The organism is Microbacterium sp. MYb64, from assembly GCF_002979495.1.
GTDB classification, from domain to species: Bacteria; Actinomycetota; Actinomycetes; order Actinomycetales; family Microbacteriaceae; genus Microbacterium; species Microbacterium azadirachtae_A.
Genome location: NZ_PCOW01000001.1, coordinates 1 through 13,450 on the forward strand (window position 1 = coordinate 1; position 13,450 = coordinate 13,450).

Consider the following 13,450-nt stretch of genomic DNA (forward strand, 5'->3'; position numbering starts at 1 on the left):
AGCGTCCCGAGCAGCGTCCCAAGCAGCGGCCCGAGCAGCGTCCCGAGCAGCGTCCCAAGCAGCGGCCCGAGCAGCGTCCCAAGCAGCGGCCCACTGGGCTCCCGTCAGATACGGCAGCAGCGCCAGGAACGCGGCGACCTGCTCGCCGTTCGTACCGAAGGCCGCAGAGATCGGAAGCTCACCCACTACCCTGACTGTCGCCACGGCACGCTTGTTCGGCATGGAGTCCGCGTGAGGCGTCCACACCTCACCGACCGGCTCGACAACCAGGAGGCGCGAGTCCTTCCCGTTGACACGCCAGTAGAACCCGGTGCAGTCAGTCGCGACCGTAGCCACGGAGATGTACTCCGATGCGTCCTCCGACCCCTGCACAGGATCCGGGTGTGTGACCGTCGTACCGACAGGCCCGTACTTGAAATCCGGGCGGTGGAACGACCCGTAGTCATGCCGCACCGCCTTGAAGAACTGTTCCGTCATGATCCGATTCCCATTCCCTTCCAGGCCTTCGGCATGTGCGCCGCCGGCAGATCGATCACCGGTTCCCCGGCGAGGATCGAAGCGCCCACCGCGATCCACACGGCGTCGGCTTCGTCGTTGTTCGACACCCGCGTCTGCGGGATGCGGCGTTCGGTCGCGAGGAGCACCTCGTCCTTGTTCGCGTTGCCCTTACCGGTAGCGAGCTGCTTCACCTGATTCGTGGTGATGATTGGCGGGTCCGCGTGCTGGGCCTTGCCGATGAACTCGACGGTTCGGTGCCAGGCGTAGTGCAGCCGGTCCACGGATGAGCCGCGGGCCGCGAATGCGATCCCCTCGATAGCGATCACGTCTCCGAGTCGCGGATCGGCGACGGCGATGATGTCGCGCGCGAGCGCCTGGATCCGCTCGTAGTACGCGACCAGCCCGTCGCCCGTAGGCTTCGAGGTCAGAGTGAATGCCTGCCAGTGCGAGCCCTCGACGATCGCGATTCCGCAGGAGGTCGTCGAGTAGTCGATGCCGATGAACCTGGTCATCGCGCCATCACCACCAGACCGGCCACGAACTCCACAGCTGCGAGGGCCGCGAGCACACCGCCCGTGATGACACCCGCGAGCATGCCTCCCCGCCCAGACCTCAGATCAGGGAGCACCACGGGGGCTGCCGCGATCGGGACCGACTCCATGTACCGGGGCGGATCCACCACCTCTACGGCGCTCATGCTGCTTCCGACTTCGCGAGATTGGCGAGGCGGGTGAGGACGCGGCGGGCGTGCACGACATGCTCGGATGTCACCTGCACTGCGCCAACCCAAGTTTCGACTAGGTAGCTGCCGGATGAGAATGTGACCTCGCCTAGGGCGGCGTCGACACCTACCTCTCGCGCCCACACCAGAATCGGGTTCGGCGCGTTGTGCTGCACGTGGTCGAACTCGGGGCGGGGCGAGAAGATCCATCCCAGGGACTCATCCGCGTATGGCGCACGCTGTCCACTGAACGGATAGACCATCGGCTCCGGGTCGTGGTTCAGGTCGCGCGGGGTCTTGCTCGCGAACGCGCTCATGCTGCGTCCTCCGGCCAGATCCGGCGAGCATCGGTGATGTCGGGGGACGTGATGTGCATCCAGGAGTTGTCCAGATCGCGACGGTCACGGAACTCGCGATCCTCATCCAGGGACACTGCCCACTCGCTTCCGTTGACGGTGACGACCCAGACCTCCCAGGGCTTCGCGTCCTCCCACGGCTTCCGCTCGGGGTGCGCCTCGAAGTACGCCCGAGCAGCCGCGGCGAACGTGTCGTCGAACTCGTCAACTCCCTCGCGCGTGGCCATCAATGCCAGGCCCGTCGTCTCTTTGAGGACGGTGAAGACGCCATCCTCTTCGCGGTAGACGACGAACTGCGGGTTGATCGGCCAACGCCACCGCCCGAGTTCCTCGTCACGCTTCGCCCGGAAGTACTCCTCAGCGTCGAACGCCGTCTCCCGCGACAGGTACCCGTTCGCCCGTCCGAAGAGCAGGCTCCCGTCGTCCGCGATGTTGATCGTGCGGCCCGATGCCGCCTTGAATTCCGTTCCCATGTCCCCGTTCCGTTCTCGATGTGTCAGCGCGACCAGAAGCCGCGAGTGAAGGCACCAACCGCCCACGCGAAGGCGGCGGCGAAGATCAGTGCCATGACGAGGAGCCCGTTCGCTCGCATCGTCACGACAGCGAGCACCACGCACAGCAGTGCCAGAAGCAGCGCGACCCACGCGATCAGCGGACGCGCCGACCCAGTCACGACAGGACCGCCTCTCGCACGTCCCTGTTCCCGGCTTCGACGGCCTCGGAGGACTCCTCGGCACCGAGTGCCCCAGAAACCACCCCAGACGCCTCGAACGCCGAATCAGTGAGGTCCGTCCGACGCCAAGACCCATCACCGTGCGACCCGTCGAACGCCAACGACTTCCCGTTGAACTGCATCTGCGCCGGGTCCTGGTGCGTCAGCGACCCGTCCTTCCCATGCACCAGATGTGCATCGAACAGGGTCAGGCCCTCGAACGTCTCGTGGCACCCACCGCAATGGCTCGTACGGTTCCCGCGCTGACGCCACGACTTCCCACACCCGTGGGTCGTCAGGCCGCTCACGATGCCCTCCGGTCCGGACCCTCGTCACCGAACTGATCGCGGGCCTCCAATGCGGGAAAGATGATTTCCCGGAGTACGAGCTCGAACTGGTCGAAGCACTCCTCCTTCGTGGGCATCACGACGCCACCGCTCCGGGGACCTCAATCGCGGTTGCCGCCTGCAGCAGGGATTCGACAGTGATCCCGAAGACGCCGGCGATCTCGTCCAGGTCGTTTGCATCGAACGCGATGTCGCTGTTCATACGCCGGCTCACCCAGAAGGGTGAGCGGTGCAGCGAGCTCGCGAGCCACGCATTGGTCTTGTTCCTCACGGCGAGGTGGAGTCGGATCGCCACCACCGCTCGTTCCTGTGTGCTTCGCATATCCGAAGCTTCGCATACCCAAAGAATAGGCGTCAAGGCGAAATTCGCAATTGCGAAGCGACTAGCGCATCTGCCAAGCTGGGGCCATGGCATCCGACTTCCCCACCATGAGCCCCTTCGCTCTCGCCTTTGCAGCTGAGTACAAGGGCTTCATGAAGGCGAACAGCGTCACCGGCGCCCAGATCGCCGAGATTCTTGACCGCGGCGAGGGCTACGTCTCTGAGCGCGTCAACGGCAAGCGCGCGCTCGATACCAATGACGTCGACGCGCTAGCCTCTCTCGTTCCCGAATGGGACGGCCTCTCGCTCATGATGGAGCTGTCGCGGCGCGCCAACGCTGCCCGCGCACCACGTGGCGAGCTCGTTGAGGGACGCTTCCCGCAGACCAATGTCGATGGCATGGAGCAGACTTCACGGCGAGTCGCCAAGAAGCGTTCGCGCGACCGCGGCGAAGACACGGGGGAGGACAGCTGATGGACCCGAAGCTGCTCACGGCGTACGAGATGCTCGACGCGTTCGGCATCGAGATCGAGTACTGCGACGTGCCATCCGACCGCGACGCAGATACGGACGTCGAAGCGCGGCACATGCGAGTGCAGTGGGACCTCCGTCCGCGCACGCATCGCTGCACCATCGTCCACGAGCTCGCACACGTGGTGTTCGGGGACGTCCCGTCGATGTTCGGGCCCGTGAACGCGAAGCAAGAGCGTCGGGCGGACGAGTGGGCGGCGAAGTTCCTCATCGATCTCGACGACTTCCGCCGTGCTGAGGAAGTGTGTCTTGGCCGCACTGAGTCGATGGCGGTCGCGTTGTTCGTCACGACCGACCTCGTTGAGGCGTTCCGCCGGCTGCTGTTTCGTGTGAACAGCACCGTGTACGTGGAGCCGAAGATGGGTGCCGGCCAGTGGGCGAGTCGGGTCCGAGTCAGCTAACGGTTGAAAGGGAAGACCATGAAGAGACTTGTCCTGCCAGTGCTGCTTGCGGTCGCACTGCTGAGCGGATGCTCGGCTGCCGGTGCACCAACTGACAGCCCCACCCCGAGCTCCGCACCAACACAGACCGAAGCAACGCCTCAGCAGGTCGCTTCGGTCCTCGCCCAGTACAAGGCCGATTGGGAAGAGGTGGTCGACGGTGCAATCGACTGTCGGGCCACATGGGCACTGGACACCGATCCTGTCGGGAAGATCAAGGGGTCATCGTGCTATCTCCGGGAACAGACGATCGGTATCACCGCGCAGCTCGTTCTACGAGATTGGGCGAAGCTCGAGATCCCTTCCTCGATGTCGAGCCTGGTAGGCGACACGTCCAAGCTTCTGCAGGGGGTCGCCGACATCGACCTCAAGACCGAGTGCGGCGCAGACGTCGTCCCAGCCGACACCGCTCAATGCAACACAGCACTGGGCTCCCGGAACTTCCTGTACACCGCACTGAAGCCTCAGCTTGCGGCGTGGAGTCCGTACCTGTGAGTGCATGAGCGAGGCATAGCGTGGTTGCAGCATCCAGCACCAAGCACCTGCGGGCGCTCCCACACCGGCGTGGGATCGGCATGATTCGCGTCTCCAAGGAACGCGACGGGATGACATCGCCCGAAGTTCAACGTCACGCGATCGAGCAGTACGCGGCACGCCAGAACATCGACATCACCGAATGGGTCGAAGGACTCGACGAGTCCGGCTCCCAGGCGCGCTCTGCATGGTGGCCCCGCCTCGACTACGCCATCGGCAAGATCGAGAACGCTGAAGCCGATGTCATCCTCGTCTGGAAGTTCTCCCGAGTAGGCAGGCGTCGGGTCCGTTGGGCGGTGGCACTCGACCGGGTCGACACAGCCGGCGGAGCAATCGAGTCCGCGACCGAGCAAGCCGACGCCACACCCTCGGGCAGGCTGCAGCGAGGAATGATGGGCGAGTTCAACGCCTATCAGGCTGAACTCATCGGAGAGACGTGGCGTGAAGCTCACAGCCGACGTGTCCGGAACGGACTCCCGCCCACAGGTGGACACCGATTCGGCTATCGTCGCGAGAACGGCACCTACCTGCCCGACCCTGAAACTGGGCCGATCCTCCGTGACCTGTACCTCCAATACCTCGGCGGGATAGGGTATGCGGCCCTCACTCGAATCCTCAATGAAGGAGGGCACACGGACGGACGTGCACGGTGGACCTATCAAGGTGTTGTCCGGATGCTTGACTCTGGGTTCGCGGCCGGGCTCCTCGGGCGGACCGTAGTTTTCGGCGGCAAGCGACGCACACCCCCGCCATGGGAGCGCACCTACGACGAGGGAGCACACGAGCCGATAGTGACAAACGAAGAATGGGCGGCCTACGTCGCCCGCCGACAGCAGGCAGGGGGCACTCGGACCCAGGAACGCGCTAAGTATCTCCTCGCAGGATTAGCGCGTTGCGGGGACTGCGGCAGCTCTATGCATGGCAAGAGCAATCCGAACCTGATCTACATGTGCTCTCGCGCGTCGAACACGACAGGGATGAAGAAGGTGTCGATCGACGCCAAGCGCGTGGACCAGGCCGTCATGGCGTGGCTGTTCGAGTTCGCGTCGGACACAGATGTTCGGATCAATGCCGCAGCAGCGAACCGAAAGCGACGCGATGACTCCGCATTCATCATCAGACGATCGACCGCGATCATCACGAAAGCGGACGAGCGCCTCGCGGCCCTGACAATCAAGCTCGCCGACGGAACGATCACTGATGCCGCCTACAAGGCGGCGGCCGAACTGATCGAGGCCGAGCGGGCCACAGCGGCGGCGGCGGTCCGGTCTGCCGCCGTGAATCCTGTTCACGAGCGTGCCCCAGCGAGAGTGCCTAAGGACATCGCAATGCTGTGGTCGAGACTCACAACCGATGAGCGCAATGTCCTTCTACGCTCCCTCATCGATCGGGTAGAAATTGCTCCAGCGAAGCACCGTGGAGACATCTCGCCGCGCTGGAAGATCGTCCCCCAGTGGGAAGCGTGACGGTCGGCCTTTACCTGTACACGATGTCGAATGAGCTGTCAGCCATACAGGCAGTGTAACGAGCGTCGGCGTCAGGCGGTTCCGTGCACGGCGCCGCCCGGGCGTGCCGTCGAGGAGCGCACCACGAACCGCGGAGTGAGCGTGCGGTGCTCGGGGGCCGCCCCCGGGTTGTCCAGCTGCGCGAGCAGCAGGTGCGCGGCGAGACGGCCCTGGCCGGCAGGATCCTGCGCGAGCGTGGTCAGCCCGAAGAACGCCGACAGCTTGTGGTCGTCAATGCCGACGACGGACAGGTCGTCCGGCACGCGCAGGCCCAGGTCGCGCGCAGCGAGCATGCAGCCGATCCCGATCTCGTCGCTCGCGGCGAAGATCGCGGTCGGCCGGTCGTGCGCGAGCAGCGCCTTCGCGGCCGCGTACCCGGAGGGGATGTCGAAGTCCGCCTCCCAGAACCCTGTCCCCTCCACCTCGAGCCCCGCGGCCCGCATGGCCGACAGCCAGCCGTCGTACCGGGCGTCGCCGAGCTGGAACGCGCTCGCGATCGTCCGCCCGGCACCGACGTACGCGATCCGGGTGTGCCCGAGCGAGAGCAGGTGCTCGGTGGCGAGGGTCGCCATCCGGGCATTGTCGACATCGACCGCGGTCGCGCCCTCGATGTAGCCGCCGATGCTCACCACGGGCTTGCCGAGCGCCCGCAGCGCGCGGATCTCGTCGGGCGTCAGCTCGATGCTCGCGGCGATCAGGCCGTCGATGCTCGCCCGGCGCAGCGAGCTGCCGAACACCTGATCGCGCTGGGACTCGTTGCCCTGCAGGTCGTACAGGGTCACGTCGTACCCCTGGCTGAGCAGCACGGACTCGATGCCGGTGAGCAGGTCCGTGAAGAACCAGCGATCGATGAACGGCACCATGAAGCCGATGTGCCTGGTGCGCCCTGAGGCGAGCCCCGAGGCGTTCGACGAGACCACGTAGCCGAGCTCCGCGGCCGCCGCCAGGACCTTCTCACGCGTCGCCGCCGAAGCGGTCTTCCCGTTCAGGGCGCGCGAGACCGTGGCGGTGGACACACCGGCGAGACGCGCCACATCGGCGATGTCAGCCACGAGGCCTCCTGGGAAGTCGGGTCAAGGAAGGCTACCGGTCCGACCCGGCGCGCAAGGGTCGCAGGAGAGATCTGCGGTGTTCGTTCGGATCATTGTTGTAAACGCTTCCGCGCAATGCAAGCCACAGTCCAATCTGCTTGGATCCCGATGAAAACAAAGAAATTGCCGGTGCGTCGTTGCCCGAGGCGAGGCAAGCAAGGGTTGCGCGATGAGGATCGGATCCGCATACTGTAAACGCTTGCGTTCTGGCAGGCGGGGCGCGCGCCGATCCGGCGCACGATCGGAGCCGATCGCGCTCCCACTAAGCACCGAGAGAGGTACACCGATGAAGGTGAACAGGAAGAGCGTCGTCGCGTTCGGCGCACTCCTCGTGGCCGGCGCACTGGCGCTGACCGGCTGCGGCGGCAGCGGCACTGGCAGCGGATCGTCCGCGGGCGGCGACAAGACCACGAGCTCGCTCACGGTCTGGGTCGACTCCAACCGCGCGGCCGCGATGAAGCAGGTCGCCGCCGACTTCAAGAAGGACAAGGGCATCACCATCAACCTGGTGGTCAAGGACTTCGGCAAGATCCGCGACGACTTCACCGCGCAGGTCCCCACCGGCAAGGGCCCCGACATCACGATCGGCGCGCACGACTGGATCGGATCCTTCGTCAAGGACGGCCTGGTCGCGCCGATCGAGCTGGGCGACTCCGCGTCGAAGTTCGAGAAGGTCGCGATGTCGGCCGTCACCTACGACAGCAAGGTCTACGGCCTGCCCTACGCGATCGAGAACATCGCGATCCTGCGCAACACCGCTCTCGCAGACTCGACCCCGGCCACCTACGACGAGATGATCGCGAAGGGCAGGACCGCGGGCACCAAGTACCCGTTCCTGATCGGACTCGACGCCGCCACGGGCGACGCGTACCACACGTACCCGTTCGAGACCTCGTTCGGCGGCCAGGTCTTCGCGCAGAACGCCGACGGCAGCTACGACGCCAAGAAGCTCACGATCGGCGACGAGTCGGGCCAGAAGTTCGCCACCTGGCTGGGAGCGCAGGGCGCTGCCGGCATCTTCAACCCCGGCCTGACCGGCGACCTCGCGAAGGCCGCGTTCAACGCGGGCGAGGCCCCGTACTTCATCAGCGGCCCGTGGAACCTGCCCGACGCCGAGAAGGCCGGCATCAAGGTCTCCGTCGACCCGATCCCGAGCGCCGGCGGCCAGGAGGCCCGTCCGTTCGCCGGCGTGCAGGCGTTCTTCGTGAACGCGAAGTCGAAGAACACCCTCGCCGCGAACGAGTTCCTGGTGAACTACCTCGCCACCCCCGCCGTGCAGACCGCGCTCTACAAGGCGGGCGGCCGCCCGCCGGCACTGACCGAGTCGTTCCAGGCCGCCCAGTCCGACCCGGCCGTGGCCGGATTCGCCAAGGTCGGCGCGAACGCCGTGCCGATGCCCTCGGTGCCCGAGATGGGCTCCGTGTGGGACGACTGGGGCAAGTCCGAGGTCGCCATCATCAAGGGCGCGGACCCGGCGAGCACCTGGACCACCATGGCCCAGGCGATCCAGACGAAGATCGGCTGACCCGGTCGAGAACCCGGTGCGGGGAGGCGCGCGATCGCGCGACCTCCCCGCACCACCACCCGCTGACGACGTTGTGAAGGGGTCGAGATGACGGGTCCTGCCGTGCAGGAGAAGACGGCCATGTCCGCCGAGGACAGGGCCAGGAGCCGCCGCCAGCGGCGCGCCGCGGCCTACGCCGAGGCCGCATCGGCCGGCTGGAAGGTGTGGCTGGTCAAGATCGTCGCGCTCGCGGTGATCGATGCCCTCGCGCTGTACGCCGTGTTCGCGCTCGCCGCGAGCGCGCAGTGGACCCCGGCCGTGCTGGTCGCCGTGGGTGTGCTCGCGATCAACGCGGTCTACCTCATCCCCGGGCTCCTGCCCGCGAAATACCTCACACCGGGCCTCGTCTTCCTGCTGATCTTCCAGATCTTCGTGGTGCTCTACTCCGGCTACGTCGCCTTCACGAACTACGGATCCGGTCACAACTCCACCAAGGACGACGCGGTCCAGGCTCTGCTGCTGCAGTCGCAGACCCGCGTCGCCGACTCCCCGACGTTCTCCGTCAAGATCCTCGAGAAGGACGGCAAGTTCTTCTTCCTCACCTCGGAGCCCGGCAGCGCGGCGCCGCTCATCGGCGGCGCCGATCGCCCGCTCTCGACCGAGCCCGGCATCACGGCCGACGGAGCACCCGGCTTCACGACCCTCGACTTCCCGAGCGTGATCGCCCACCAGGACGACATCGCCGCCCTCGCCGTGCCGCTCTCGCGCGACCTGAATCAGGGCTATCTCAAGACGACCGACGGATCCAAGGCCTACCTGTTCACCTCGACGCTGTCGTGGGATCCGAAGGCCGACACGATGACCGACACCAAGACCGGCGTCGTCTACAGTGACACCGGCAAGGGGGCGTTCACCGCGAAGGACGGCAAGGCCCTGCTGCCCGGCTGGCAGGTCTGGGTCGGGATGGACAACTTCGTCCGCGCCTTCTCGGACCAGTCGATCCGCGGCCCGTTCTTCGCCGTGCTGCTGTGGACGTTCGCATTCGCGATCCTCTCGGTCGCGACGACGTTCATCCTCGGCCTGTTCCTCGCGATCGTGTTCAACGACCCGAAGATGCGCAGCCGCAAGTACTACCGGCTGATCATGATCCTGCCGTACGCCTTCCCGGCGTTCCTCTCCGCCCTGGTCTGGGCCGGTCTGTTCAACAAGGACTTCGGCTTCATCAATCAGGTCGTGCTCGGCGGGGCGTCCATCCCGTGGCTCACTGATCCGTGGCTCGCCAAAGCGGCGATCCTCATCGCGAACCTGTGGCTCGGCTTCCCGTACATGTTCCTCGTGACGACCGGTGCGCTGCAGTCGCTGCCCGACGACGTCGTCGAAGCCGCACGGGTGGACGGGGCGAGCGTCTGGCAGACGTTCCGGCTCATCAAGTTCCCGCTGCTGCTCGTGGCGGTGGCCCCGCTGCTGATCGCGTCGTTCGCCTTCAACTTCAACAACTTCGGGCTCATCTTCCTGCTCACCAACGGTGGCCCGCAGTTCACCGATGCGAGCATCAACGTGGGATCCACGGACCTGCTCATCTCGATGGTCTACAAGGTCGCCTTCGTCGGCTCCGAACGGGATTACGGCCTCGCCAGCGCCTTCTCGATCATCATCTTCGTGCTGGTCGCCGCGATCTCCCTGGTCGGCTTCCGGCAGACCAAGGTGCTGGAGGATCTGAACTGACATGACCGACATCGCATCGACCTCCGCCCCGACGGCGACCGCGTCGCTTCTCGCTCCTCCGGCGCCGCGCGCCCGCCGTCCGTTCGGCCGCTGGTTCCGGGAGACCGGCTGGCGCCACATCATCGGCATCGTCATGCTCGTGTTCGCCGGCTTCCCGCTGGTCTACGTGCTGTCCGCCTCGCTGAACCCCGGCGGCACGCTGCTCAGCACGAACGGGCTGTTCTCGAAGATCAGCCTGGACAACTACGTGCAGCTGTTCCAGGATCCGTCCCGCCCCTACGGCGCCTGGTTCCTGAACACGATCTTCATCGGCGTGCTCGCCGCGGTGTCCAGCGTCTTCCTGTGCGCGCTCGCCGCATATGCCTTCTCGCGCATGCGCTTCCGCGGACGCCGTACGGGGCTGATGACCCTGCTGCTCGTGCAGATGTTCCCGCAGCTGCTGGCGATCGTGGCGATCTTCCTGCTCATGTCCGCGATCGGCGACATCTTCCCCGCGCTCGGCCTGAACTCGCAGATCGGCCTGATCCTCGTCTACCTGGGCGGTGCACTGGGCGCGAACACGTTCCTCATGTACGGCTTCTTCAACACGATCCCCGCATCGATCGACGAGGCGGCGAAGATCGACGGCGCGGGCCACGCGCGGATCTTCTTCACGATCACCCTGCGCCTGGTCGCCCCCATCCTCGCGGTGGTCGGACTGCTGGCCTTCATCGGCATCACGGGGGACTTCTTGATCGCGTCCACCGTGCTCATCTCCCCGGAGAAGCAGACGCTCGCGGTCGGCCTCTACCAGTACGTCTCGACCGATGCGAAGAACTACGCGGTGTTCGCGGCCGGGGCCGTGCTGGCGGCGATCCTGCCGATGATCCTGTTCCTCTCGCTGCAGAAGTACATCGTCGGCGGGCTCACCGCCGGTAGCGTGAAGTAGCGATCCTCGAAACACAACTCAAGGGCTCTGTCACGGCACCGGTCGTGCAACCACGTCGACTCCCGGCGGGTTGCCGCCGCACCCGGAAAGGCCTGACATGACCGCTCTCCTCCCACACCACGACGGATCCCCGCTGCACGTCTCGGATGACGCTCCCGCCCTCGGCGACGTCGTCCGGGTGCGGCTGCGCGTACCCACGGCCTACGGTCCGCTCGCAGCGGTCCGCACCCGCTCCAACCCCGACCACGAGCCGGAGTGGACCGACGCCGAGCGGATCGGCGCGGCGGACGGCTGGGACTGGTGGGAGGCGCCGGTCACCGTGCGCAACCCGCGGCACGGGTACCGCTTCCTGCTGCAGCATGGGGACGGCCGGATCGAGTGGCTGAACCAGACCGGAATCCACGGCCTGGAGACGCTCGACGCCGAGGATTTCGCGCTCGTCGCCGAGCCCGCCCCTCCGGCCTGGCTGCACGAGTCGGTGATGTACCAGGTGTTCCCCGACCGCTTCGCCCGTTCCGCGCAGGCCGACGAGCACCCGACTCCGGACTGGGCGATCCCGGCGGACTGGGACACCCCGGTGGATCCGGTCATGCCCGGCCGTGCGCACCAGTTCTACGGGGGAGACCTCCCCGGGATCATCGAGCACCTCGACCACCTCGTCGGGCTCGGCGTCAACCTGCTCTATCTGACGCCGGTGTTCCCCGCCGCGTCCAACCACCGCTACGACGCCTCGAGCTTCCTCCGCGTCGACCCGCTGCTGGGAGGTGACGAGGCGTACGCGCGCCTCATCGAGGAGGCGCACGCCCGCGGCATCAGGGTGATCGGCGACCTGACCAGCAATCACTCCGGCGACCGCCACGAGTGGTTCCGCGCGGCGTTCGGGAACCCCGGGGCCCCGGAGGAGGCGTTCTACTACTTCACGGACGACGACAACACCGAGTACGAGTGCTGGCTGGGCGCGCGCAGCCTGCCCAAGTTCGACTGGTCCAGCGAGGAACTGCGCGAGCGCTTCATCACCGGCGAGGACTCGGCCGTGGCGCGGTGGCTCAAGCCGCCGTACGGGGCGGACGGCTGGCGCGTGGACGTCGCGAACATGACGGGGCGTCTCGGCGCGATCGACCTGAACGCCGACGTGCGGCGGCTGCTGCGCGACACGGTGCGGGGGATCAACCAGGACGCGATCCTGCTCGGGGAGTCGACGAACGACGCCACGAGCGACCTCCAGGGCGACGGCTGGGACGGCGCGATGACGTACCCGTCCTTCACCCGCCCGGTGTGGGCCTGGCTCAGCGAGCCGAACGGGGAGCCCTACCTCACCGCGGAGGGGGAGGAGCGCACCGAGAGCTGGTTCTTCGGCATGCAGACCGGCGGGATCCCGCGCTACACCGCGCGCGACGTCGTCGACTCGATGACCCGGTTCACCGCAGGAATCCCCTGGAGGGTGCGGCTCGGAAACATGCAGCCGCTGGACACGCACGACACCGCACGGTTCGCCACGAACGCCGCGCCCGGCACCGTCCCGGTCGCCGTAGGACTGTCGATGACGCTGCCGGGGGTTCCCGTCGTGTTCGCCGGCGACGAGTTCGGGCTGACCGGAGTGGACGGAGAGGCCAGCCGCACGCCGATCCCGTGGGGCACAGAGGAGCAGCCGGAGACCGCGGAGCGGATCGCGCTCTACCGCGACCTCGTCGGGCTGCGCCGTGCGCACCCCGCGCTCGGCACCGGTGGGCTGCGCTGGCTCCACGTCGACGACGAGTGCCTCGTGTTCGTGCGGGAGTCCGAGTCCGAGAGCGTGCTCGTGCTCGCGGCGCGCGGAGACGTCGACATCGAGCTCCCGCCCGGGGCGCTGACCGGAACAGGAGCTGCCGAGGCCCTGATCGGGGACGCGACTTTCGCGGTGTCCGAGGGCGGCGCCGTCGCGCTCGCCGCCGACGGGCCCGTGTTCGCAGCATGGGCGCTGCCCGGCGTGGCCGCGCCCGACGCCGGCTAAGCCCTGCAGCAGGGTCCCCACCGCCCGCTGAGGGCGCGGAGCGACCCCTCCGCCGCGCGCCGCCCGCGCCCTCGTGCTTCGCGCTCGTACCCTCGAGGTATGGCACGGATCGGGGGGCGCAACACCGGGATCGCGTGGCTCGCGGGCGTCGTCTGCGCCGGGGTCATCGCGGGGCTCGTGTACCTCGCCGCGCCCATGGGGCCCGTGATGGTGAACTACTTCGCGGGCCTGCTGAAGTAGCGACGCG

The 13,450-nt window shown here is 66.9% G+C and carries 17 protein-coding genes; 9 read left to right on the top strand and 8 right to left on the bottom strand.

Annotated elements, in window-relative coordinates; translation table 11 throughout:
• From CQ044_RS19365 to CQ044_RS00035, 7 genes are all read right to left on the bottom strand, one after another.
• Positions 1 to 477 (bottom strand): hypothetical protein (locus tag CQ044_RS19365; protein WP_181158122.1); only part of this gene is annotated, 477 nt, incomplete at its 3' end.
• On the bottom strand, positions 474 to 1,010 hold the full coding sequence (locus CQ044_RS00010) for a crossover junction endodeoxyribonuclease RuvC (RefSeq protein ID WP_105685996.1): 537 nt from the start codon (positions 1,008 to 1,010) through the stop codon (positions 474 to 476). The genes CQ044_RS19365 and CQ044_RS00010, both read right to left, overlap by 4 nt.
• Positions 1,007 to 1,195 (bottom strand): hypothetical protein, encoded by a 189-nt coding sequence (locus tag CQ044_RS00015; RefSeq protein WP_105685998.1) that lies wholly within the window; start codon positions 1,193 to 1,195, stop codon positions 1,007 to 1,009. Before CQ044_RS00015 ends, CQ044_RS00010 begins: the two co-directional genes overlap by 4 nt.
• Positions 1,192 to 1,536 (bottom strand): hypothetical protein, encoded by a 345-nt coding sequence (locus CQ044_RS00020; RefSeq protein WP_105685999.1) that lies wholly within the window; start codon positions 1,534 to 1,536, stop codon positions 1,192 to 1,194. Before CQ044_RS00020 ends, CQ044_RS00015 begins: the two co-directional genes overlap by 4 nt.
• Positions 1,533 to 2,048, bottom strand: a complete 516-nt coding sequence (locus tag CQ044_RS00025) for a hypothetical protein (RefSeq protein WP_105686001.1) — start codon at positions 2,046 to 2,048, stop codon at positions 1,533 to 1,535. The genes CQ044_RS00020 and CQ044_RS00025 overlap by 4 nt, the downstream gene beginning before the upstream one ends.
• Before the next feature lie 23 nt (positions 2,049 to 2,071).
• Entirely contained in the window at positions 2,072 to 2,248 is a 177-nt protein-coding gene (locus CQ044_RS19485) for a hypothetical protein (protein ID WP_181158123.1), read from the bottom strand.
• A gap of 462 nt (positions 2,249 to 2,710) precedes the next feature.
• Entirely contained in the window at positions 2,711 to 2,929 is a 219-nt protein-coding gene (locus tag CQ044_RS00035; RefSeq protein WP_146116709.1) for a hypothetical protein, read from the bottom strand.
• 113 nt (positions 2,930 to 3,042) lie between these two features.
• Here CQ044_RS00035 and CQ044_RS00040 point away from each other — a divergent pair, with 113 nt between their 5' ends.
• The 4 genes from CQ044_RS00040 (at position 3,043) to CQ044_RS00055 (ending at position 5,926) form a co-directional block, all read left to right on the top strand.
• Positions 3,043 to 3,429, top strand: a complete 387-nt coding sequence (locus CQ044_RS00040; protein WP_105686006.1) for a hypothetical protein — start codon at positions 3,043 to 3,045, stop codon at positions 3,427 to 3,429.
• Positions 3,430 to 3,458: 29 nt separating this feature from the next.
• Complete coding sequence (locus CQ044_RS00045; protein ID WP_181158124.1) at positions 3,459 to 3,887, top strand: ImmA/IrrE family metallo-endopeptidase; 429 nt, start codon at positions 3,459 to 3,461, stop codon at positions 3,885 to 3,887.
• 18 nt (positions 3,888 to 3,905) lie between these two features.
• Positions 3,906 to 4,421, top strand: a complete 516-nt coding sequence (locus CQ044_RS00050) for a hypothetical protein (protein WP_146116710.1) — start codon at positions 3,906 to 3,908, stop codon at positions 4,419 to 4,421.
• Positions 4,422 to 4,501: 80 nt separating this feature from the next.
• Positions 4,502 to 5,926: a recombinase family protein gene (locus CQ044_RS00055; protein ID WP_105686010.1), complete on the top strand. Its 1,425-nt coding sequence runs from the start codon at positions 4,502 to 4,504 to the stop codon at positions 5,924 to 5,926.
• Between the two features lie 71 nt (positions 5,927 to 5,997).
• On the opposite strand, the gene CQ044_RS00060 is transcribed toward CQ044_RS00055, so the two are convergent.
• Positions 5,998 to 7,017 (bottom strand): LacI family DNA-binding transcriptional regulator, encoded by a 1,020-nt coding sequence (locus CQ044_RS00060; protein WP_045271024.1) that lies wholly within the window; start codon positions 7,015 to 7,017, stop codon positions 5,998 to 6,000.
• Positions 7,018 to 7,342: 325 nt separating this feature from the next.
• Between CQ044_RS00060 and CQ044_RS00065 the strand changes: the two genes are divergently transcribed.
• From CQ044_RS00065 to CQ044_RS19490, 5 genes are all read left to right on the top strand, one after another.
• Entirely contained in the window at positions 7,343 to 8,581 is a 1,239-nt protein-coding gene (locus CQ044_RS00065) for a maltose ABC transporter substrate-binding protein (protein WP_105686012.1), read from the top strand.
• Between the two features lie 87 nt (positions 8,582 to 8,668).
• On the top strand, positions 8,669 to 10,285 hold the full coding sequence (locus tag CQ044_RS00070) for an ABC transporter permease subunit (RefSeq protein WP_105686014.1): 1,617 nt from the start codon (positions 8,669 to 8,671) through the stop codon (positions 10,283 to 10,285).
• Between the two features lies 1 nt (position 10,286).
• Positions 10,287 to 11,213, top strand: a complete 927-nt coding sequence (locus tag CQ044_RS00075; RefSeq protein ID WP_105686015.1) for a sugar ABC transporter permease — start codon at positions 10,287 to 10,289, stop codon at positions 11,211 to 11,213.
• A gap of 97 nt (positions 11,214 to 11,310) precedes the next feature.
• On the top strand, positions 11,311 to 13,203 hold the full coding sequence (locus CQ044_RS00080) for a glycoside hydrolase family 13 protein (RefSeq protein WP_105686017.1): 1,893 nt from the start codon (positions 11,311 to 11,313) through the stop codon (positions 13,201 to 13,203).
• Positions 13,204 to 13,302: 99 nt separating this feature from the next.
• Entirely contained in the window at positions 13,303 to 13,443 is a 141-nt protein-coding gene (locus CQ044_RS19490) for a hypothetical protein (RefSeq protein ID WP_181158125.1), read from the top strand.
• Positions 13,444 to 13,450 lie beyond the last annotated feature (7 nt).